The organism is Sedimentitalea nanhaiensis DSM 24252, from assembly GCF_000473225.1.
In the GTDB taxonomy this organism is placed as follows: Bacteria; Pseudomonadota; Alphaproteobacteria; order Rhodobacterales; family Rhodobacteraceae; genus Sedimentitalea; species Sedimentitalea nanhaiensis.
On record NZ_KI421510.1, the window covers coordinates 122,419 to 142,709 of the forward strand.

The window sequence follows — 20,291 nt, forward strand, 5'->3', positions numbered from 1 at the left end:
TTTCCCCGCCCTGAGTCACTCTGCCACAGCGGGGGCGCGCGTCTCCAGAGACCGCACCCGCCGCCAGTCCAGCCCGGCGAACAGCGCCTCGAACTGGGCGCGATTCAGGGTCATCGCACCATCCCGGATCGCGGGCCAGGTGAAGGTGCTCTCCTCCAGCCGTTTGTAGGCCATGACGAGACCGCTGCCGTCCCAGAACAGGATCTTCATCCGGTCTGCGCGCTTCGCCCGAAAGATAAAGACCGTCCCGGTGAACGGATCTTCGGTCAAGGTCGACTGCACCAAGGCTGCCAGTCCATCATGCCCCTTGCGGAAGTCTACCGGCTTCGTCGCCACCAGGATGCGGACCCCTTGAGACGGCATCAGCATGCAGGCGCTTCCAGAGTGCGCACGATCGCGGCGATCTGACCTGCCGACGTGTCAGAAGACAGCTCGATCCGGGTTGTTCCCTTGACGATCCGGATCACCTGCTGGGGCTTCGCGTCGGAAAGCTCGGGCGTCTCAGTCGGATCGCAAATGACCAGAGGCGCGAAGACCGGCTCTCCGAGTTCCGCCGGAGGAAGAACCAGCTGGCCCTGCTTTGCCAGACGCCGCCAAGCCGAGAGCTGGTTTGGGCGGATGTCATATCGCTCGGCAATCGCATTCACGGTCGCTCCCGGCTCCAAAGTCTCTGCCACAGCGCGAGCCTTCACGTCGTCCGGCCAGCGCCGATGACCTGACCCGTAGATCTCGACGCCCAGAGATCTGAGAAACGAATTTGTCGCGCACATTGCGAAACACACTCCCCATCATGAGATGGATATCACCTCGCAGTGCCGGAGCTCATCTACAACGTGGGGCGCAGCCGCCGCTTACTGTTGATCGGCAGGCCACGGAATCCTTTCTTTCGGCCGTGAAAGCGCTGGAGATTCCCACCCACGATTGGCGTTCGATCTTCTCTGTTGCGTCGCCGCGGATTCAGTTCGCGTATTCGCATATATGTGTGATCTCGCGACAGTTGCGCTCCCGGCCACCCATAAACATTGACCGGTTCACCGCACCATGGTGCGCTGATCGACAACGCCACAGGGAGGAAGACTGCCATGACAAGAAACACAAAACTCGATCGGTTTGCCGCAGGGGCGGCGCTGGTGATCGCGGTCGGAACGATGCCGCAAATTGCGGCGGCCGAAGTGACACTCAAGGTTGCAGATACCTTTCCGCCCGGCCACTACATCGTCGAGACCGGCACCACCTACTGGATGGACCGCGTAACCGAGCTGACCGATGGCGAGGTCAAGTTTCAGTATTTCGGTGCCGGTCAGTTGGGTTCGCTGCGCGATATGTTCTCGATGGTGCAGACAGGCGTGGTGGACATCGGCTATGTTCCGCCGGCCTATAACGGGGGCACGATGCCGCTGGCGGGCGTGCACACGCTTCCTGGCCTTTTCTCGCAGAGCGTTGTCGGGACGCCCGCTTTTTTTGAAACGGTGACGTCGGATCCGATCCTGCAAAACGACTTCCTGGCCAACGGGATGCGCCCAGTCTGGGGTGTAATGACCTCGACCTACAACCTGTTCACCCGCGACCAGGATGTTAGCGGCATTGATGACATCAAAGGGCTGAAACTGAAAACCATTGCCGGGAACATGGCGGAGTCGGTCAAGGCCCTAGGGGGCGCGCCGGTTGATATTCCCAGCCCGGAAACCTATCAGGCCATCCGCACCGGCACCGTCGACGGCACGATCTTTCCCACCACCAGCATCTATTCCTACAAGCTGGACGAGGTAATCGATACCGCCGTTCTGGGTCTGGATGTTTTTGTGTATTGGGCGCCCTACGCGATCCGCGAGGAGGTCTGGCAGGATCTGTCGCCAGAGCATCAACAGGCCATTCAACAGGCGTCGCAGGAGGCGATGCAGCGAGTTGCCGAAGAAACCGACCGATCGGCCGCCGAGCTTGAGGACAAGATGCGGGACAGCGGTATCGAGGTCATCGTTCTGGATGAAGCGCAGCGCGAAAAGGTCAAATCGGCCACAGCGCCGGTGTTCGATGCCTGGGTCTCTGGTCTGCAAGAGCGCGGACTGCCTGCGGGCGAAGTGCTGGAGATGTTTCGTGCGAACATCGAAAAGCACCAGACGCAGTAAGGCGCGCAACCGTGTCCCGTCACGATCTTGATCCCCGAGAGGACGCCGTGCCGTCGCCGAGAGTTGGATTGCACGGTCCTCTGGGCCGAGCGATGGACCGGGTGGATACCGGGATGAACTGGCTGTCGCGCGCTGCGATGATGGTCATGCTGGTGCTGATCCTCATACAGGTCTTTACGCGCTATATCCTGAATGACCCGATCGAAGGGGTCATTGGCGCTACAGAGCTATATCTGATGCCCATCATCGTGTTCGGAAGCCTGAGCTATCTGGAAATGTATGATGGCCACGTGCGAGTGGGGATAGTGTTTGATGCTCTGCCCGAAGGGCTGCGGGCCGGTTTCAATGTCGTCTTGCGATTGGCAGCGGCCGCGTTTTTTGCGCTGATCTGTTACGGTGCCTCGCGCGAGGCGCTTAAGGCGTGGGACTTCGGATATCGCACATCCGGCGACATCGACGCGCCTCTCGTCACCACGCTTGTGATTGCGCCGATTGGCTGCGTGCTGATCGTTCTGCGCCTTCTCGTAAATGCGGCGGGTGACGTTCAGCACCTTCGCGGCGCTTCGGATCGGATTGGCTGAGTATGGAATTTCTTGCACCTGTGTCGCTATTGCTGGCGGGGCTTCTCGTCGTCGGGATGCCGATAGGCTTCGCGATGGGCATCGCCGGCACCGTCGGCCTGTATCTGATCGGCGGGCTCAATCTGGCGCTCGGCATCCTGTCGGTGGCCCCGTATCGCAACACCGCCTCTTGGCTGTTGACCGCCATTCCCTTGTTCATCTTGATGGCCGAGATCCTGTCGGCCAGTCGGATTTCGTCGGACATGTTCCGCGCCGCCAACAGGTGGGTGGGCCATTTGCCCGGCGGACTGGCCGTGGCCACGGTCTTTACCAGCGCAGGCTTCGGGGCGGTTTCGGGCTCGTCCACCGCGGCGACGGCCACGATGGCGCGCACCGTCGCGCCCGAGGCTGAGAAATATGGCTATGACCGCGGCATGATCGTAGGCACGGTTGCGGCCGCCGGGACGTTGTCGATCATGATCCCGCCTTCGGTTGTGCTGATGGTTTACGGTATCATCACCGAAACCTCGATCGGCGGGCTGTTCATTGCCGGCATTCTGCCGGGTCTCATTACCGCGCTCAGCTTTGCCGGGATCACGATGGTCTGGGCGACGCTGAACCGCGATCTGGCGCCACCAGTGCAAAGCCATGGGTGGCGTGAGCGCTTCGCGTCACTGCGCGACATCTGGCCGGTGGTTCTGCTGTTCGTCTTTGTCGTGGCCGGGATTTATTCTGGCGCTGTCACCGTGACCGAAGCCGCCGCGGTCGGCTGCTTTGGCGCGATCATGATTGCCGCCGTGTTGCTCAGACGTATGGGCTGGCGCGAATTCATGGGGGCGCTCGAACGTACAACGCGCCCGACTGCAATGATCTTCACCATTATTATCGGGGCGCACATTTTCGGCTATTTTGTCACCCTGACCATGGCACCGCAGGCGCTGGTTTCGTACGTGCAAGGGCTTGAGATCGGGCCGGGCGTGGTGATTTTAATCCTGATCCTGATCTACATCCTGCTGGGCTGCGTGATGGATCAGCTGGCGATCCTGATCCTGACCATGCCGATCGTCTTTCCAATGGTCATGGAGCTTGGCTATTCGCCGATCTGGTTCGGCATCCTGGTGACCAAAACGGTCGAAATCGGGCTGATTACCCCCCCAATCGGAATGAACGTTTTCGTCGCCAGCTCGATCACCGGCGTACCTCTTAAACGGGTCTTTGTCGGGGTGCTGCCTTTCGTGCTGGCCGAGTTCGCGGTCTTGGCCCTGATCGCATTCTTTCCCGAGATCGTAACCGTGTTCTCGGGCGAATACTGACAACCTGAAGGAGCGTAACTTGGAACTGGGACTAAAGGACAAGGTGGCTATCGTCACCGGATCGGGTCGCGGGATCGGCGCAGTGACCGCCCGCGCGCTGGCCGAAGAGGGGGCGAAGGTGGTGATCACCGATATCGACCCCGAAACCACAGAAGCCACCCGCGCCGCTCTTGAGGCCGACGGATACGACGCGATCGGCGTGGTCTGCGATGTCACGAACGAGGCACAGGTCGAAGCCCTCGTCTCGCGCACGATCGAAGCATTTGGCGCCGTCCACATCCTGGTCAACAATGCCGGATTTCCGCGCGACAACTACATCACCAAGATGCCCGAACAGGACTGGGACGCTGTTGTGGGCGTGATCCTGAAGGGTGCCTATACCTGCTCGCGCGCCGTGGTGCCGTACTTCATGGAACAGAAGTGGGGCCGGGTGATCAACATCTCCTCTCGCGCCTATCTCGGCAATCCGGGACAGACCAACTATGCCGCCGCCAAGGCCGGCATCATCGGCTTCACCCGGGCGCTGGGGATGGAACAGGGGCGCTTCAATGTCACCGTAAATGCCATCGCGCCGGGGTTCATCGCCACCGAGATGATCGAGGCGCTTCCAAACTACGACCGGATAAAGTCGCGCGCTCTGGCAATGAATACCGTGCAGCGCCTTGGCAACGAACGCGACATCGCCAACGGCGTGGTGTTCCTCGCCTCGGATGCGGCGGAATACATCTCGGGCGAGACGCTTCACATCACCGGGGGGCGATATGGCTAAACATGTCCCGGCCTCCGCCTGTGTCGAGGATCAAGAGACGCGGATGCTGCGAGACAGCATCCGGGGCTTCATGGCGCGCGAGCTGACCGAAGAGCGCATCTCGCAATGCGAGGCGACGGGCGATCTGCCCTGGGCGATAATGGGCGAGCTACGCCAGTTCGGCTATCTTGGCGGGCTTCTCTCGGAAGAGGCCGGTGGCTACGGCCTCAGCTATCGCACCTGGGCGATGATGATGGAGGAAGCAGGATACCGCTGGCTTTCACTCCGGGTTCTGCTCAACACCGTGAACATCGTGATCGCACTGTTCCACCACCTGGGCGATGCGCGCCAGAAGGAAAAGTGGCTGAAACCCGTCATGGCTGGCCAGATGCCGGTCTGGGTGGGGATCACCGAACCCGACCACGGCTCTGATGTTGCCTCGGTGCAGACCCGCGCCGAGGACAAGGGCGACCACTGGCTGATCAATGGCGGCAAGCTGTGGACGACGAACGGCGTCAACGGCCGGGTCGGAATCCTGGTGGCACGGACATTCACGGAAGGCTGTGATGGCGATCTGAGTCTGTTCATCGTGGACCTCGAGGAGACCGATTTCGAAGCTTCGCGGGTGGGCACGATGTTCATCAAGGCCACCGCGACATCGCAGCTGGCCTTTCAAGACGCAAAGGTGCCAAAGGAAAACCTGTTGGGTCCTGCGGGAAAGGGCCTCAAGGCGATCCTTACGGGGTTGAATTATGGCCGGCTCAACGTGGCGGCGGGCGCGGTGGGCGCGGCGCAGCGGTCGTTGGACCTGTCCACCGATTACGTCAAGACGCGCAAGCAGTTCGGCAACGTGATCGGAAGCTATCAGCTGGTGCAGAAGCTGATCGTCGACATGACCATCCGCACCGAAGCGGCGCGCGCGTTGACTGACCGTGCCGCCCAAGCGCTGGACGCGGGTCTGCCTGGGCGCAAGGAATGCTCGATTGCCAAGCTCTATGCCAGCGAGGCGGCGCATGAGGTGGCCTCGATGGCGCTGCAGGCGCACGGCGGGCTGGGCTATTCGACCGACTACCCCGTCGAACGGTTGTTCCGCGACACGCGCGGCGGGCTGATCCCCGAAGGCACATCGGAAATCCAGACATTGATCATAGGGCGCGAGGTTCTCGGGATCTCGGCCTTCACCTGAGGAGGCGGCCATGCCGATGACCTTTCTCCAGGCCCTGAGGTTGAACGCGCGGCGGTTCCCCACGAAACCCTCGGTGGTGTTCGAGGGGAGGAGCCAGACCTATACGGATTTCCTTGACCGGGTGGAACGGATGATGACGGTGCTGGCGCGGCGCGGCATCGGACCGGGCGACAAGGTGGCGGTGATCTCGGAAAATCATCCCGATTTCCTTGCCGCCTATGTGGCGGTGACGGGGCTAGGCGCAATTCCCGCACCGATCAACTATCGCATCGCGCCCGAAGTCATGGCCGATGTGGTTGCCCGCTCGGACAGCAAAACCCTGCTGCTGGGCGATGCGGCGCTGGATCATGCCGATCTGTTCCGGACCGTGGTGGACGACATCGTCACCATCGGCGACGGGGCCCCGCAAGGACTGCCGCGCCTGTCGGACCTTCTGGCAGACACACCGCCCGATCCGCCGCAAGGGCAGGACGGCACCACGATCATGCTGCACACGTCGGGGACCACCGGCAAGCCCAAGGGCGCGCTGCGCAGTCTCTTCGGCATGGAGGAACGCGCCATCGAGCAGCGTTTCCGCCCCGACGACCGGGCGCTGTCGGCGCTGCCGATCTGCCTGTCGGCCGGCTGCACCTATACGCTGCTGCCGCTTTATCTGGGTGCCAGCGTCTATCTGATGCGCCGCTTCGACGGGGCCGCCGCGCTACGGCTGATCGAAGACGAGCGGCTGACCGCCACCATGCTGCTGCCCGCCATGCTCCAGCGGATGGTCGAGGCCGAGGGGTTCGCGAGCGCCGATCTGTCGTCGCTGGGGACTTTGCAATCTGGCGGCGGCGAGATGTATCTCGACCTCAAGCGTGCCGCGCTCGACAAGTTCGGCGATGCGCTGATGATCTATGCCGCCTCCAGCGAAGCAGGACCCTATGCCAACCTGACCGCTCGGGATCTGCGCCGCAACCTTGCGGGCAACTGCGTCGGCCGCCCCTTCTTCGGGGTGGAACTCAAACTGCTGGACGACGATGGAAACGAGGTGCCGCAGGGCGAGGTCGGCGAGATCTGCACCCGCAGCGAAAGCCGCTACGACGGGTATTACAAGGATGAGGCGCTGACCGCTGAAACCCGGCGCGGCGACTATCTGACCGTGGGCGATCTGGGCCGGATCGACGACGAAGGGCTGCTCTGGTTCACGGGTCGCAAGCGCGACATCATCAAGAGCGGCGGCATCAATGTCTACGCCCCCGAGATCGAGGAGGCGCTGGCCGGCCACCCGGCGATTGCCGAGGCGCATTGCATCGGCCTGCCCGATCCGCACTGGACCGAGGCGATCTGCGCAGTGATCGTGCCCGCGCCGGGCGCGCAGCTGACAGCGGCCGATGTGATCGCCCATGCCGAAACCCGGCTTGACCGATACAAGCGCCCGCGGCGCGTGGTCTTTATGACGGCGGTGCCGCGCAACCTGACCGGCCGCGTTCTCAAGGCTGAACTGAAAGAGGCAGTGCTAGCGCTGCCAGAGGAGGAAACCCAATGACACGGCCCGATCTTTCGGCCCTCAAGGGCCAGCAACTCTACTGGGAGGACCTGAACGAAGGCGACCAGTTCGATAGCCCCACCCGTACCATCACCGAGGCCGACGTGGCTAATTTCGCCTGCCTGTCAGGCGACTTCAACCGGCTGCACGTCGATGCCGAATATGCCGCCGATTCGGCCTTTGGCCAGCGTATCGCGCACGGGCTTCTGGTGGTGTCGGTGATGTCCGGGCTGACCACGCGGATGCTGATGAACACGTTCCTGGAACCCTCGCTTCTGGGGTTGCTCGACATGCAGTGCAGCTTTCCCAACCCCACCTTCATCGGCGACACGATTGGCGTGCGCGTTACCGTAGCCGAGAAGCGCGAGACTTCGAAACCCGAACGCGGCATCCTGTCGTTCCGGCGCGAGGTCATCAACCAGCGTGGCGAAACCGTGGTGGAAGGGGTCTGGAAACTGCTCGTCCGGCGGGCGCCGCAAGGTGGCTGAGCCGGTGGTCGCCCGCGACTTTCCCGATCTTTCGCGGCTCTTGTCGCCACGCAGCGTGGCGATCCTGGGCGCCAGTGAAAGGCCCCGTAGCGTGGGCAGCGACACCTTGCTGAACCTTGCCGAGCATTCCGACTTCGATGGGCAGATCTTTCCGGTCAACCCCGGGCGTGAAAGGGTGCATGGTTTGCGCGCCTATTCTGCAATGTCGGCCTTGCCTGGCCCCGTCGATGTGGCGGTGGTGTGCCTTCCAGCCGATGCGGTGGTGGGCGCCTTGCGCGATTGCGCGGCAGCAGGAACGGGGTTTGCGGTGGTCTTCACCTCTGGCTTTGGCGAAACCGGGGATGAGGGCCGTGCCGTCGAAGCCGAGATGGCTGAAATCGCCCGGCAAAGCGGGATGCGCATCTACGGGCCGAACTCGCCAGGGCTGAGCAACATCAACCGCCGCCTTGGGCTGACCTTTTCACCGGTATTCAAGAACGACACGCTGGGCGGCGGCATTGGGCTTGTCACCCAGGGCGGCGGACTTGGCCGCGCCTTCATCCAGGCAAGCGAACGGGGTATCGGCGTTGGCCTGTGGTGCTCTACCGGCAACGAAGCCGACCTGACCATGGCCGATGTCGTGTACCACATGGTGGGCGATCCCGACATAAAGGTAATCGCCCTTCTCGCCGAAGGCTTCCGCGACGGGCCGCGCTTTCTGGCAGCTGCCCGCGCCGCTGCTCGCGCCGGCAAGCCGGTGGTGGCGATGAAGGTGGGCAAGTCGGACTATGGCGTTGCTGCCACCCGTTCGCACACCGCCGCGCTTGCCGGATCGGCGGCGGTCACCTCGGCACTGTTTCGCCAGCATGGCATCGTCGAGGTGGAGGATCTGGACGAATTGATCGATACGGTGGCGCTGTTCGAGCGCGTCGGCATCGCCCCGCGGCGGGGGATCTGCGTCTATTCCTTCTCGGGTGGCACAGCGGCGCTGGCCGCCGATATGGTGGGCAGCGCCGGGCTGATCCTGTCCGAACTGGCCCCCGGCACCCGCGCGGGGTTGCGTGCGCTGGCCCCGTCTTATGCGGCGGTCGATAACCCGGTGGACCTGACCACCCAGGTCTTCACCCAAGACAAGCTCAACCGCGATTGCCTGTCGCTGGTGGCGCGGGACCCGGCCACCGATGTTGTGCTTCTGCCGATTCCCGCCGACTACGGCCCGATCACCGACCGGTCCGCCGACGACATGGTCGCGCTGGCGCCGGACAGCCCGGCTCTGCTCCTGCCGGTCTGGATGAGCGGGCATCGCGCCGCTGGCTATGCCACGCTGAACGCGGCAGGGCTGGCGCCTTTTCGCAGCCTCGGCAAGGCAGTGACGGCGTTGAAGCGGCTGATCTGGCGCGGCGACTGGAGCCCCTCGGGGACCTCCACGCTTGCTCTACCCGCATTTCCGCCCGGCGAGCTTGACGAGGCTGCCGCCAAGGCGGTGCTGGCCGACCTGGGTCTGACCGTGCCCGAAGGACGGGTCGTGACCAGTGCCAGACAGGCAGGCGAGGCGGCGCGCGGGATCGGCTTTCCGGTGGTGCTCAAGGCGCTGGTGCCCGGTCTTCTGCACAAGACCGAAGCCGGGGCCGTGGCCGTCGGGCTGATGGATGAGCAGGCGCTGGCGGCGGCCTGGGGCGCGATGATGACATCGCTTTCAGCACAGGGGCACAGGCTGGAGCGCGCTCTGGTTGAGCGCATGGAACAGGGGCCGGGCGTCGAGGTGATGGCGGGACTGCACCGCGATCCGGTGTTCGGCCCGGTGGTGAGCTTCGGCCTCGGCGGCGTGATGGTCGAGGCGCTTTCTGACGTCACGCACCGCGCCGCGCCCTTTGGGCGGGACGAGGCGCTGGCGATGATCGACGAGATCCGCGGACGCGCACTGCTGGGTCCGCTGCGCGGCCGCCCCGGCGCCGATCTGGGCGCGCTGGCCGATCTTCTCGTGATCCTGGCCGCCCTGGGTGCGCGCGGCGACATCGCGGAGATGGATCTCAATCCGGTGCGCGCCGGTCCGGCGGGTGCGACGGTGCTTGACGCGGTGATCCTGCGCGCTCCGACCGAGATAGAAGGAAAGGCAAGGCAATGACGGTAAAGACGGACATCGGTTTCACCACCCGCGACCGCATCTATGTGCGCGGGCGCGATCTGGCCGATGAGATCCTGGGCAAGATGGATTTCGTCGACATGATCTATTTCACCGCCACGGGGAAAGAGCCGGATGCCCGCACCCGCGCGATGACCAACGCGATCATCGTCACCGCCACCGATCACGGCCTTACCCCCAGCGCCATCGCCGCGCGGATGACCATTCTCGGCGCGCCGGAATCGCTTCAGGGTGCGGTGGCCGCGGGCTTGCTGGGCGCGGGGAACCATTTTCTCGGCACCATGCAGAACGCCGCGGCCTTTACCCGCGACGAGATCGGCGAGCTGTCCGACAGCGACGACGACGCAGCCTATGCCGCCCGCGCGCAAGAGGCCGTGCGCGCCTTTCGCGCGGCGCGCCGGATCGTGCCAGGCCTCGGTCATCCGATCCATGTCGACGGCGACCCCCGCACGCCGGTCCTGCGCCGGATCGCCGGCGAGAATGGGTTCGACGGGCGGCACTGGCGCTTCATGGCGGCCGTCGAGGCCGCCGCCCGCGAGGAATATGGACGTCTGCTGCCCATCAACGCCGCCGGCGCGGTCGGGGCCACCGTTTCGGACATGGGGCTTGCCCCGATCTGGGCGCGGGCCTTCGCCCTGATTGGCCGATCCGCCGGGCTTCTGGCGCATCTGATGGAAGAGCTCGAAAATCCGCAGGGTCAGAAGATCTGGGACATGATCCTGGAACAGGACGACTCGGCGGAATGCGCCGGGATTGCCGACCCGGACCGCGCAGACAGCACAGGAGAGCAAAAATGACCGGCACTGCACCGCTTTCGGGGCTTCGCGTTCTCGATCTGACCGAGCTTCTGCCTGGGCCCTATGCAACGCAGCAACTGGCCGAGATGGGGGCCGAGGTCATCAAGGTCGAACGTCCTGCGGGCGACGCCGCGCGCGCCATGTTCCCCGGCCTCTTTGCCGCCGTGAACCGCGGCAAGAAAAGCATCGCCCTGAACCTAAAGGATGACACAGACCGCGCGGCTTTCCTGCGGCTGGCCAAACGGGCGGACGTCGTGATCGAGGGTTATCGCCCGGGCGTGACCGCGCGGCTGGGCATCGACTATGAGACGCTTTCGGCGCTCAATCCCGGCCTCGTCTACTGTTCGGTCAGCGGCTATGGTCAGACCGGGCCGGCGCGCGACTGGCCGGGGCATGATCTGAACTACGCGGCGATGGCGGGCGCGGTGGCGATCTCGGGCGCGCCCGACGGACCGCCTGAATACACGACGGGCGTGCCGATCGGGGATCTCTCGGCAGCCATGTATGCCATCATCACCATTCTTGCTGCGTTGCACGGACGCGACGCCACGGGGCGGGGCCAGTATCTGGACGTGGCGATCACCGACGCGCTGGCCAGCTGGGTCGCCCCGCGCTACGGTGTGTGGGACGCCGGACGCCAGGCCGGGCGCGAGATCACAAAGGCCGATATCCTGCGCCGCGCCGCCTATGGTATCTTCGCGACCGCCGACGGTAAATACATCACCATCGGCGCGATCGAGACGCATTTCTTCCGCCGCCTGATCCGTGCCACCGGGATGACGGGCTTCGACGATCCTGCGCTTGACGACTTCGCCGCACGCACCGACCGCACGGATGATATCCGCGCCGCCCTGACCCCGCTGATCGCCGCGCGTCCCTATGCGCATTGGGCGGAGATCTTCGAGGCCGAGGATGTTCCCTTCGCCCCGGTCAACGGGCTGGAGGATCTGGCCCGGGACCCGCAGCTCAAGGCGCGCGGGATGGTGCGCTCAGCCGGCGCGGCCCAGGTGATGGCCTTCCCGGTGCCGATGGCTGGGATGAGTGATCCGGCGGGCCACGTCCCGGCAGTGGGCGAGCATCAGGCCGAAATTCTGGACCAAGCCGAAAAGCTGGAGTGAGGACCGATGCAGTTTGAGCTGGACGACTGGCAGGAAACGGCGCGGCGCAGCTTCCGCAAATACCTTGACGCCGAGGTGGCGCCCCTGGTCGAGGCGCACGAGGATGCCCACCGTCCGCCGCCGCCCGAAGTGTTGCAGAAGATGGGCGAGTTCGGCCTGCTGGGCGGTCTTTTGCCAGAGGCGCAAGGCGGTGCCGGGCTTGATTATCTGACATATTGCGCGCTGCTGTGCGAGCTGTCTCAGGTATGGCCGTCGCTGCGCAGCATCGTCAGCACGTCGAACCTTGTCCTGATGATCGTCGCGCAGCATGGAACGCCGGAGCAACAGGCAAGGTGGCTGGGCGATCTGGTTTCGGGTCGCAAGACAGCCTTTTTTGCGCTGACCGAGCCGAACGTCGGCTCGGACGCCAGCAACGTGGAAACACGGGCCCGGCGCGACGGTGATGGCTGGCGGCTGAACGGACGCAAACTGTATATCTCCAACGGGACCGGGGCCGATCTCGGGGTGGTTTTCGCGCGGTCGGGCGACGGCGAACGCGCGGAGGTATCGGCCTTCGTGGTCGAGGCGGGAACAGCAGGGTTTTCAACCCGAGAGGTCCGCAGCATGGGCATGAATTCATGCCCGCTAGGCGAGCTGCTGTTTGAGGACGTATTGCTGCCCGCAGACCACCTGATCGGCGCCGAGGGCGAGGCGTTCGCCATCGCCAAGCATTATCTGAACGTGGGGCGCTGTTTCGTTTCTTTCACCTGCCTGGGCCTGTCAATTGCCGCCTATGAGGCGGCGCTGCGATATGCGGGCGCGCGAGAACAGTTCGGACGCAAGATCGGCGGGTTTCAACTGGTCCAGCAGATGATCGCAGATATGTTGACTGGCGTGGAAACCTCGCGGTTGCTGGCGTGCCGGGCCGCTGACGCGCTGGATCGCGGGGCACCGGATCGCGGCCGGGCCTGTTCCATGGCCAAGCGTCACAACTCCGATACGGCTCTGCGGGTTTGCGAGACTGCCCTGCAAGTGCACGGCGGGGCCGGATACACCCGTGATTTCCCCGTCGAGCGCTATTATCGCGATGTGCGACATCTCACGATCGCTGAAGGCACCAACCAGCTTCAGGCGCTGCTTCTGGCACAGGGGGCCCTGGGCATCTCGGCGCTACGGGGCTGATCGGTCCGCAGTTTGCGCACGGTCTGTCGCCGCTGCCGGTCTGAATGGCAGGCGGAATGCGGGCACAGGGCGGGTCAGATTCCCAAATACGAACGGCGCACGTGATCGTCGTGGCGCAAGACGTCAGAGGCTGCGGCGAGGGCGATTGTCCCGTTTTCCAGAACATAGGCGCGGCTGGCGAAATCCAGCGCCATGTAGACATCCTGTTCCACCAGAAGAATGCTCAGGCCGGTGCGGCGCCGACCGTCGAGGGCCTCGTACATCTGCTCGACCATCAGAGGCGCGGGGCCGAGCGACGGCTCGTCGAGCATGATCATGCTGGGCCGGGCCATAAGCGCGCCCGATCGCCAGCATCTGCTGCTGACCGCCTGAGAGCCCTCCGGCAAGTTCGCGGGCCTTCTGGCTCAGCATCGGAAAGGGCGTCCTTTCGGTCTTTCGCGTCGAGTGCGGCGCTCGCACCCACGATCAGATTTTGCTCGACCGTGAGTGACCCGAAGACGTGCCGCGCCTCAGGAACATGGACGAGGCCGAGGCGCGGAATCTCGCTGGCGGCAAAACCGCCGATTTCCTTGCCATCGTGGCGGATCGCTCTGGAACGGGCGGCCACAAGGCCCGAAATCGTGCGCAGAAGGGTGGATTTGCCCGCGCCGTTCGGTCCGATCACAGCCACGACCTCGCCCTCGGCCGATCTCGATGCTGACGCCGTGGAGCGCGTCGAGCAGACCGTAACCGGAGACGAGAGACTCGATCGACAGCTTCATCTTGGGCCCCGGTTATAGTTTTCGCATCAGTTCAGAGGATTGGGCTCTTCCACAGCCACCTCTGGCGGCCAGATCGTGACCTTTTTCGTGCCGCCGTTCTTCCATTGCGCGATCAGGTTCTGCGATCCGACGTTCCTGCCGTGTTCGTCGAATTTGATCCGCGAGAACGGCGAGATCAGCTGATCGCCGGGGATGTCGATCTTAAGGATGGCGGCGCGAAGGTTCTCGGTCGTCAGTTTCTGGCCGGACTCAAGCGTCTTCTCCAGCACGGCCTTCAGCGTGTAGACACCGCGGTTGCACATCGACGCATAGCTTGACGGCACGATGCCGTGCCGTTACTCGTAAGCCTTCACAAAACGCTGGGCGCGGTCCATGTCGGGATTTAAGTAGTCCACCGTGCTGAGATTGACGTCCTCGACGAAGCCCCTGTCCACCAGTTGCGGGGTGCGCACATCAACCGGACCGCCACTGATTCCGACAATGTAGGGCTTGAAGTCATGCTGCTGCATTGCCTGGAGCTTGGTCACCACATCTTCGGTGTAGCCGGCCCAGATCACCATGTTGGCACTCGATGTCTGCACCCGCTTGACCGGCGGCAGAAGGTTGCGATCGCTGCGCGAATACGGCGCGCTGGCGGCGATCTCGATGCCCCGCTCCTCCAGCAGAACTTCGATCCGCTCGATGGTTCCGGCGCCGCGCGGGCTGTCTTCATAAAGCAACGCCGGGACGACGTCGCCTTGCGTCATCAGGTGTTCGAAGAATTCCACGACCGTGGCCGCCTCGGTATCGGCTGTGATCTGATCGGAGAAATACCATTTGTAACCGCGCTCGAGGAGCTCGGCCGACACCGCCGGCGAGTTCAGGTGAGGAACCCGCGCCTGCTCGGCGAACTGCGCCGCAGCCGATGTGCCTGCGCTGATCTCGCAGCCAAGGATGACCGGAGCCCGCTCGAGGCGGGTCAACCGCTCCATCACCTGGCGCACCACCCCGGGATTGCCCTGTGTGTCGTAAAGTTGGATCTTCAGCGGCCGACCGGCGACGCCGCCATCGGCGTTGATGTGCTCAAGGGCAACTGCGATCCCCTTTTGCGCATCCTGTCCGGTCACGGCGATCGCTCCCGACATGGCGACGATCGCCGGCATCACGATTTCTTCGGCTTAGGTGTTTGATCCCACGGTTTAATGGTGTGATCCTTTCGCAGGAATGGAAGGAGGCCCTATGGGACAAGTTCGTCACGGAAGCGCCACGACCACGCACGCCGTCAGAACAGCAATACAGCGATCGCAAGCTTCGCTCGCGGCGCTGCGCCCTTGGGTCGCGGGTCGACTGACCGCCAGACTACGGCGCGCATTGCTGACTCGAAGGGTGCGATACCGCAAAGGGAAAAGAAAATGGACAGTCAGCCGCAGCAGCCAGCCGAGGGGGACGGACCGCTTGCGGGTTACAGGGTGCTTGATCTTTCGGTCAACGTGCTTGGACCGGTGGCGATCCAGATCCTCGGCGACATGGGGGCCGACGTCATCAAGATCGAGTCACCCGACGGCAACTACACACGCCAGGTGGGACCGTCGCGCAACCCGAAGATGGGGGCACTGTTCCTCAATACAAACCGCAACAAACGCTCGGTCGTGCTCGACCTGAAGAAACCCGACGCGCGGGCCGCGCTCCTTGATCTGGTGCGTTCCGCGGACGTGCTGGTGCATTCGATACGCCCCGGCGCCGCCGAACGGCTGGGCGTCGACTACGAGGCGATCCGCGCGGTCAATTCCCGCATCATTCATGCCTCGTCTTCTGGCTTCCGGCTGGATGGTGAGCGCCGCGACTGGCTTGCTTTCGACGATGTGATCCAGGGCGCCAGCGGCGTAGCCGGGATGATGGCCCGGGCCACCGATGAGCCGCGCTATTACCCACGGTAATCGCCGACAACTATGCGGTTACATCCAGGCATCGTCCATCGCGATGGCCTTCGTCTGGCGCGAGCGCACCGGCCACGGGCAGCAGGTAAACGTGCCGATGATGGATGCGATGGTCAACTTCAATCTGATCGAGCATCTCTGGGGCGCAACGCTCGACCGGCCCGATCTGGGCATGGGTTACAGCCGGGTATTCTCGCCCCATCATCGGCCTTATCCAACGCAGGACGGGCACATCTGTGTGATGGCGGCGATGGACAACCAGTGGCTGCGTCTCTTCGACGCCATAGGCCGGCCCGAGCTGCGCGACGATCCACGATTTGCCACAGCAGAGTTGCGCACCGATCACATTGACTAGTTATATTGGTTCCTCGCCGAGGCAATCGCGGGGAATACAACCGCCGAGTGGCGCCGCCGGTTCGACGCGGCCGACGTGCCGAATGGACCGGCCAACAGCCTGGAGGATCTGCTGGTTGATCCCTATCTGGTTCAAACCGGGTATTTCGAGCGCCACGAGCACCCGACAGAGGGCGCCGTCGTGACGCTCCGGATACCGGTCCAGTTCTCGGACAGCCCCGGCCGGGTGCGCCGGCTGCCACCGCGGCTGGGCGAGCACACGGAGGAGGTTCTGTCCGAAATCCGCCTTCCGCGCGCCGACGCCTGACGGAACCAGGCCAGGCGGGCAGCCGGTGCCCGGCTGGCCAGGATCGGTTCGCGGCCAACCGGACCCGCCTGTCCCAAGCTTCCGGCTCCGCCCATTTTACTGCGCGGTATAGCCGCCATCGACCACCATTTCGGATCCGGTCATATAGGATGCCTCGTCGGACGCCAGAAACGGCACCGCCCCGGCTACTTCTTCCGGTTGGGCCGGGCGCTGCATGATCGTTGTCCCAAGTATATCCTTCTGACCGTCCGGGTCAGCCAGTCTGAAAGGAACCATCGCCGGAATCAAATGTGCGGAAGATCCTGTACGTTATCCATCCAGGATTTCTTTCGAGATGGTCATTCATGCGTCCTTTCGATGAAGCATGGACCGGATCAGTCATACACAAAAGGTCGGACACTCTCGCTGCCGCCCATCTGCGCCATATCGCCGAAACCCAATTCGCCCGCGCCGTTCGCGCATCAACTCGTCGCCGAGATCGGGACCGGCGAGGCGCATCTACGCCAGATCAATGTGGCCGAACGTATGCACGGCTCGCCCGGACTTCAGCTGCATAACGGACGACCAGGCTGAGTGTCGAAGGGCAGGATTCAGATGCACCCACCGGCTGACTTCTGCGCGTTTTTGGTGGCCTGGCCCGACACAGGAGCCGGGCCGACCACGATCTGGTATCAGTTCCTTTTCAGCGCGGACCGGAAGGCTTCCAGGATCTCGGTTCCGGGCTTGCCTTGGGCATCGAGTTGCTCGGCCCATTCGGACCCAACCGTCGACAGGATCTGGTTCAGCTTTTCGACATCTCCGGCGGGCAGGTCAACGAAGGTCACGCCCGCCTCGGCGATCTGCTGCTTGACTTCAAGGTTCTGGCGGTCGGCAGTTTCGCATCCTTCCCTAGTCAAATCTTCGCCGATCTCGGTGATCGCCTGCTGGACGTCTTCGGGCAGACTGTCCCACTTTTCCTGCCTGATCACGTAGGTCGCGACAAAGGAACCAAAGTTCATCCCCTGCGTACCCCAGTCAAGGAATGTTTCCATTCCGTAAGGGGTGACACTGGGATAGGGGAAGAGCCCGGCGTCGATCGTCCCGCGCGACAGCGCCTCGCGCACTTCGGGCGCCGGCATCTGCACCGGCACGCCGCCGATTTTCTGGACGGTCAGGTCAAGCGCGCCGCCAGTGCTGCGGATCTTCAGGCCGTCCATGCTGTCCAAACCGGTGATCTCACGGCTCGACGTCAGCAGGTTGTAGGGCGGCAGCACCATCGCCATCAGCAGGCGCACGCCGTTCGGCGCGAATTCGGCCTGGTCTAGCGCGCCGCCGGGCTTGGCGATCTCCCAATAGGCCATCGTGCCCTCACACGACGTCGAAAACGCCTCGGGCAACTGCCCGACCGCCGAAAGGGGCATCTTGTCGCTGACATAGGAGGGGCCGACATAGCCGATATCGGTCACGCCGGTCTGGGTCAGCGAGAGCAGGTCCTTGGCCTTGCCGAGTTGCTGAGCCGGGAAGTACGCGAACTCGGTTTTCCCGGTCCGCTCGCTCACCCGTTCCATGAAAGGTTCGATCAGGCTCTGGGCAATGTAATGGCCGGTGGGCAGGCTGTCGGCCGCGCGCAGTTCGATCTCCTGCGCTGCAACCGGCTGCACGGCGAGCGGTAGCAAGGCAACGCTCAGGGCCCAGCCCGCTGTCCGTAAGGGCGATGGGAATTTGGATATTCTGGTCATGATTTCATTCTCCTCCTGTCTTTTAGGGTTATGGACTGGCGCTATTGCGCAGGCCGACGTCGTCAGTTCATTGTCGAGGGCAGCCACAGCACCAGCACGGGAAATGCAGTGAGCAACGCGATCACCAGCAAATGCGCCAGAACATGCGGAAACGTCCCGCGAAAGATTTCGCCCAAGGGTCGCCGGGTATATCGGGCCACCACAAAGACATTCATGCCCAGCGGCGGAGTGACCATGCCGACCTCGGCCGTCACCACGACGATCACCCCGAACCAGATCGGGTCGAAGCCCAGCGACAGGACCAGCGGCAAAAGCACCGGCACCGTCAGGATGAGGATGGCGATCTGGTCCATGAAGGCACCCAGAAAGACGTAGATGATCAGGATCACCACCATCACCCCCATCGGCGAAATACCAAGGCCGCCGATCCATTGGGTCAAATCGTTGGTCACCCGCGTGAGGGTGAAGAAATAGCCAAAGATATGCGCGCCGAGGATCACGAAAAGGATCATGCAGGTGGTCTGCGCCGCCCGTCTCAGGCAACCCCAGGCTTGGCTGAATCCCAGTTTGCGCTCGTGCAGCGCCAGCAGCATCGCGCCGAAGGCGCCGATCCCCGATGCCTCGGTCGGCGTGGCAATGCCCGAGTAGATCGTGCCGGTGACGGCCAGGAACAGCAGCAGCATTGGCCCGACACGCGACAGCGACGCAAATTTATCGCGAAAGCTGTAAGGCTGGCCGGCAGGCGCGACCGAGGGATCAATCCGCACCAGAACCGCGACCGTGGCCATGATGGTCAGAGCGACCAGAATCCCCGGTATCACCCCCGCCACCAGCAGCTGTCCGACCGAGACATCGGCAATGATCCCATAGAGAATCAGCGCCACAGATGGCGGAATCAACATCGCCAGTGTGCCCGAAATCGCCACGACGCCGCTGGCCAGCTTGGGGTCGTAGCCTTCGTCGATCATCGCCGGGATCGAAGTGGATGCCAGCGTTGCCGCCGCTGCCGTGCTCGACCCCGAGATCGCGCCAAAGCCCGCCCCGGCTACCGCGGTAGCCATGGCCAGGCCGCCGCGGAGACGGCCGACCCAAATGGTTGCAGCGCGAAAGAGATCTTGCGCCACGCCCGAGATGATCACGAATTCGGCCATCAGGATGAACATCGGGATGGTGATGATTTCGTAGGAATTCGCGGTACTTAGGGGTGCAGTCTTCAGGATGCCGCCCAGTACCGCCATGCCGCCGAACAGATAGAGCCCTACAGACCCCGAAATCGCCATTGCCAAGGCCACCGGCAGCCCGATCACAAGCAGCCCGGCCAGAAGCGCAATTACCAGAGCCACCGTCACAGGACGTCCTCCCCTTGGAGCGCGGTGGTCTCGGGCGGGGGCGGCATTTCAACCAGATCGTGGCGCGAGAAGATGGAAAACGCGTGCCCGACCACCCGGTAGATCAGGCGCAGCGTCAGCAGCGCGGTGCCAATCAGGACGACCAGATAGGCCGGCCAGGTCAGCCATGGGACCAGCGCGGCGATCCGGTCCTGCCCGGCATAGGCGCTCTGGAAGCGGCCCCAGGCCTCGAACGCGATCAGCGCCATGACAACTGCCCCTGCAGCATAGCCCACCGCCTGCCCCAGATGGCGAACCCGTCGCGGAAGTATGTTTTGGAACAGATCGATTGCCACGTGCCCGTGATGATGGAGTGTGTCGGGCAGCATCAGGAAGAATACCGTGACCACAAGGTAGAGACCGATCAGGTCGTAGGACCAGCCCAGTGGCATCGAAAGCGCGTAGCGCATCGCAACATCCACGACCACGATCAGCATGATCACCGCCAGTGCGACACAGGCCAGCGCCGCAAACCCGGTCTCTAGCACGGCCAGCCCCCGCGAAACGGCCAACAGGCCGCGCGCGCCCCCCCTTTTCTTCGGCGGTTCCATTGCGGCCACCCCCCCCCTTTTTCTTGGCGCTATTTCGGGCCATTTCCATCGGCGATTTCCACGCCGGAAACGAGCCGCCTTAGCCTCATTGTGGCGCCAAACTTAGCAAGGCCCCCTTGCATGTCAACGCTCCCCGTGCAAAAAAACTAGCA

At 63.6% G+C, this 20,291-nt stretch carries 22 protein-coding genes and 1 pseudogene; 13 read left to right on the forward strand and 10 right to left on the reverse strand.

The features are described from left to right. Window positions 1-15: 15 nt before the first annotated feature. The gene (gene tnpB, locus NANH_RS0124305; protein ID WP_027264363.1) at window positions 16-369 is read right to left on the reverse strand and encodes an IS66 family insertion sequence element accessory protein TnpB; all 354 of its coding nucleotides are present in this window, start codon (window positions 367-369) and stop codon (window positions 16-18) included. Then, complete coding sequence (gene tnpA, locus NANH_RS0124310) at window positions 363-770, reverse strand: IS66-like element accessory protein TnpA (protein WP_027264364.1); 408 nt, start codon at window positions 768-770, stop codon at window positions 363-365. The genes tnpB and tnpA overlap by 7 nt, the downstream gene beginning before the upstream one ends. A 312-nt stretch (window positions 771-1,082) precedes the next feature. On the opposite strand from tnpA, the gene NANH_RS0124315 reads away from it, so the two are divergent. The 11 genes from NANH_RS0124315 to NANH_RS0124365 are packed head-to-tail and all read left to right on the forward strand — an operon-like array spanning window position 1,083 to window position 13,144. Continuing rightward, complete coding sequence (locus NANH_RS0124315; protein ID WP_027264365.1) at window positions 1,083-2,126, forward strand: TRAP transporter substrate-binding protein; 1,044 nt, start codon at window positions 1,083-1,085, stop codon at window positions 2,124-2,126. Between the two features lie 11 nt (window positions 2,127-2,137). Beyond that, complete coding sequence (locus tag NANH_RS0124320) at window positions 2,138-2,707, forward strand: TRAP transporter small permease (protein ID WP_139236335.1); 570 nt, start codon at window positions 2,138-2,140, stop codon at window positions 2,705-2,707. 2 nt (window positions 2,708-2,709) lie between these two features. Further along, window positions 2,710-3,999, forward strand: coding sequence for a TRAP transporter large permease (locus NANH_RS0124325; protein WP_027264367.1), 1,290 nt, complete (start codon window positions 2,710-2,712; stop codon window positions 3,997-3,999). Window positions 4,000-4,018: 19 nt separating this feature from the next. After that, entirely contained in the window at window positions 4,019-4,768 is a 750-nt protein-coding gene (locus tag NANH_RS0124330; protein ID WP_027264368.1) for an SDR family NAD(P)-dependent oxidoreductase, read from the forward strand. Next, a complete protein-coding gene (locus tag NANH_RS0124335; protein ID WP_048534161.1) occupies window positions 4,761-5,933 on the forward strand; it encodes an acyl-CoA dehydrogenase family protein in 1,173 nt (390 codons plus the stop codon). The genes NANH_RS0124330 and NANH_RS0124335 overlap by 8 nt, the downstream gene beginning before the upstream one ends. Before the next feature lie 10 nt (window positions 5,934-5,943). After that, on the forward strand, window positions 5,944-7,458 hold the full coding sequence (locus NANH_RS0124340) for a class I adenylate-forming enzyme family protein (protein WP_027264370.1): 1,515 nt from the start codon (window positions 5,944-5,946) through the stop codon (window positions 7,456-7,458). Next, entirely contained in the window at window positions 7,455-7,946 is a 492-nt protein-coding gene (locus tag NANH_RS0124345) for a MaoC family dehydratase (RefSeq protein WP_027264371.1), read from the forward strand. The genes NANH_RS0124340 and NANH_RS0124345 overlap by 4 nt, the downstream gene beginning before the upstream one ends. Next, window positions 7,939-10,050, forward strand: coding sequence for an acetate--CoA ligase family protein (locus NANH_RS0124350; protein WP_198952314.1), 2,112 nt, complete (start codon window positions 7,939-7,941; stop codon window positions 10,048-10,050). The genes NANH_RS0124345 and NANH_RS0124350 overlap by 8 nt, the downstream gene beginning before the upstream one ends. Further along, on the forward strand, window positions 10,047-10,865 hold the full coding sequence (locus tag NANH_RS27215; RefSeq protein ID WP_036051583.1) for a citryl-CoA lyase: 819 nt from the start codon (window positions 10,047-10,049) through the stop codon (window positions 10,863-10,865). The genes NANH_RS0124350 and NANH_RS27215 overlap by 4 nt, the downstream gene beginning before the upstream one ends. Next, window positions 10,862-11,983 carry a CaiB/BaiF CoA transferase family protein gene (locus tag NANH_RS0124360; protein WP_027264373.1) on the forward strand — a complete coding sequence of 374 codons (1,122 nt, stop codon included), beginning with the start codon at window positions 10,862-10,864 and terminating at the stop codon, window positions 11,981-11,983. The genes NANH_RS27215 and NANH_RS0124360 overlap by 4 nt, the downstream gene beginning before the upstream one ends. Before the next feature lie 6 nt (window positions 11,984-11,989). Continuing rightward, complete coding sequence (locus NANH_RS0124365) at window positions 11,990-13,144, forward strand: acyl-CoA dehydrogenase family protein (protein WP_027264374.1); 1,155 nt, start codon at window positions 11,990-11,992, stop codon at window positions 13,142-13,144. A gap of 74 nt (window positions 13,145-13,218) precedes the next feature. On the opposite strand, the gene NANH_RS29135 is transcribed toward NANH_RS0124365, so the two are convergent. The 4 genes from NANH_RS29135 to NANH_RS0124380 form a co-directional block, all read right to left on the reverse strand. Continuing rightward, window positions 13,219-13,476, reverse strand: a complete 258-nt coding sequence (locus NANH_RS29135; RefSeq protein WP_051372688.1) for an ATP-binding cassette domain-containing protein — start codon at window positions 13,474-13,476, stop codon at window positions 13,219-13,221. Then, window positions 13,458-13,814, reverse strand: a complete 357-nt coding sequence (locus tag NANH_RS29140; RefSeq protein WP_198952313.1) for an ATP-binding cassette domain-containing protein — start codon at window positions 13,812-13,814, stop codon at window positions 13,458-13,460. The genes NANH_RS29135 and NANH_RS29140 overlap by 19 nt, the downstream gene beginning before the upstream one ends. A 117-nt stretch (window positions 13,815-13,931) precedes the next feature. After that, on the reverse strand, window positions 13,932-14,228 hold the full coding sequence (locus NANH_RS0124375; RefSeq protein WP_133119767.1) for a hypothetical protein: 297 nt from the start codon (window positions 14,226-14,228) through the stop codon (window positions 13,932-13,934). Between the two features lie 12 nt (window positions 14,229-14,240). Next, window positions 14,241-15,047: an ABC transporter substrate-binding protein gene (locus NANH_RS0124380; RefSeq protein WP_071974356.1), complete on the reverse strand. Its 807-nt coding sequence runs from the start codon at window positions 15,045-15,047 to the stop codon at window positions 14,241-14,243. Between the two features lie 249 nt (window positions 15,048-15,296). On the opposite strand from NANH_RS0124380, the gene NANH_RS29630 reads away from it, so the two are divergent. Together NANH_RS29630 and NANH_RS29635 are read left to right on the forward strand one after the other, a co-directional pair. Continuing rightward, a complete protein-coding gene (locus NANH_RS29630) occupies window positions 15,297-15,821 on the forward strand; it encodes a CoA transferase (RefSeq protein ID WP_250637868.1) in 525 nt (174 codons plus the stop codon). 43 nt (window positions 15,822-15,864) lie between these two features. After that, window positions 15,865-16,482 (forward strand): annotated as a pseudogene (locus NANH_RS29635) (CoA transferase). A gap of 96 nt (window positions 16,483-16,578) precedes the next feature. Here NANH_RS29635 and NANH_RS0124390 read toward each other — a convergent pair. The 4 genes from NANH_RS0124390 to NANH_RS27230 all read right to left on the reverse strand — a co-directional run bounded on the left by NANH_RS0124390 (window position 16,579) and on the right by NANH_RS27230 (window position 20,139). Beyond that, window positions 16,579-16,758 carry an SDR family oxidoreductase gene (locus NANH_RS0124390; RefSeq protein ID WP_027264377.1) on the reverse strand — a complete coding sequence of 60 codons (180 nt, stop codon included), beginning with the start codon at window positions 16,756-16,758 and terminating at the stop codon, window positions 16,579-16,581. A 395-nt stretch (window positions 16,759-17,153) separates the two neighbouring features. Next, window positions 17,154-18,200 (reverse strand): TRAP transporter substrate-binding protein, encoded by a 1,047-nt coding sequence (locus NANH_RS0124400; RefSeq protein WP_036051585.1) that lies wholly within the window; start codon window positions 18,198-18,200, stop codon window positions 17,154-17,156. Between the two features lie 62 nt (window positions 18,201-18,262). After that, window positions 18,263-19,549 carry a TRAP transporter large permease gene (locus tag NANH_RS0124405; protein WP_027264380.1) on the reverse strand — a complete coding sequence of 429 codons (1,287 nt, stop codon included), beginning with the start codon at window positions 19,547-19,549 and terminating at the stop codon, window positions 18,263-18,265. After that, window positions 19,546-20,139, reverse strand: coding sequence for a TRAP transporter small permease (locus NANH_RS27230; protein ID WP_083545805.1), 594 nt, complete (start codon window positions 20,137-20,139; stop codon window positions 19,546-19,548). Before NANH_RS27230 ends, NANH_RS0124405 begins: the two co-directional genes overlap by 4 nt. Window positions 20,140-20,291 lie beyond the last annotated feature (152 nt).

Coding starts and splice junctions, on each gene's coding strand:
- tnpB (WP_027264363.1), bottom strand. CDS start 369: ATGCTGATGCCGTCTCAAGGGGTCCGCATCCTGGTGGCGACGAAGCCG.
- tnpA (WP_027264364.1), bottom strand. CDS start 770: ATGTGCGCGACAAATTCGTTTCTCAGATCTCTGGGCGTCGAGATCTAC.
- NANH_RS0124315 (WP_027264365.1), top strand. CDS start 1,083: ATGACAAGAAACACAAAACTCGATCGGTTTGCCGCAGGGGCGGCGCTG.
- NANH_RS0124325 (WP_027264367.1), top strand. CDS start 2,710: ATGGAATTTCTTGCACCTGTGTCGCTATTGCTGGCGGGGCTTCTCGTC.
- NANH_RS0124335 (WP_048534161.1), top strand. CDS start 4,761: ATGGCTAAACATGTCCCGGCCTCCGCCTGTGTCGAGGATCAAGAGACG.
- NANH_RS0124340 (WP_027264370.1), top strand. CDS start 5,944: ATGCCGATGACCTTTCTCCAGGCCCTGAGGTTGAACGCGCGGCGGTTC.
- NANH_RS0124345 (WP_027264371.1), top strand. CDS start 7,455: ATGACACGGCCCGATCTTTCGGCCCTCAAGGGCCAGCAACTCTACTGG.
- NANH_RS27215 (WP_036051583.1), top strand. CDS start 10,047: ATGACGGTAAAGACGGACATCGGTTTCACCACCCGCGACCGCATCTAT.
- NANH_RS0124360 (WP_027264373.1), top strand. CDS start 10,862: ATGACCGGCACTGCACCGCTTTCGGGGCTTCGCGTTCTCGATCTGACC.
- NANH_RS0124365 (WP_027264374.1), top strand. CDS start 11,990: ATGCAGTTTGAGCTGGACGACTGGCAGGAAACGGCGCGGCGCAGCTTC.
- NANH_RS29135 (WP_051372688.1), bottom strand. CDS start 13,476: ATGGCCCGGCCCAGCATGATCATGCTCGACGAGCCGTCGCTCGGCCCC.
- NANH_RS0124380 (WP_071974356.1), bottom strand. CDS start 15,047: ATGCCGGCGATCGTCGCCATGTCGGGAGCGATCGCCGTGACCGGACAG.
- NANH_RS29630 (WP_250637868.1), top strand. CDS start 15,297: ATGGACAGTCAGCCGCAGCAGCCAGCCGAGGGGGACGGACCGCTTGCG.
- NANH_RS0124390 (WP_027264377.1), bottom strand. CDS start 16,758: ATGGTTCCTTTCAGACTGGCTGACCCGGACGGTCAGAAGGATATACTT.
- NANH_RS0124400 (WP_036051585.1), bottom strand. CDS start 18,200: ATGACCAGAATATCCAAATTCCCATCGCCCTTACGGACAGCGGGCTGG.
- NANH_RS27230 (WP_083545805.1), bottom strand. CDS start 20,139: ATGGAACCGCCGAAGAAAAGGGGGGGCGCGCGCGGCCTGTTGGCCGTT.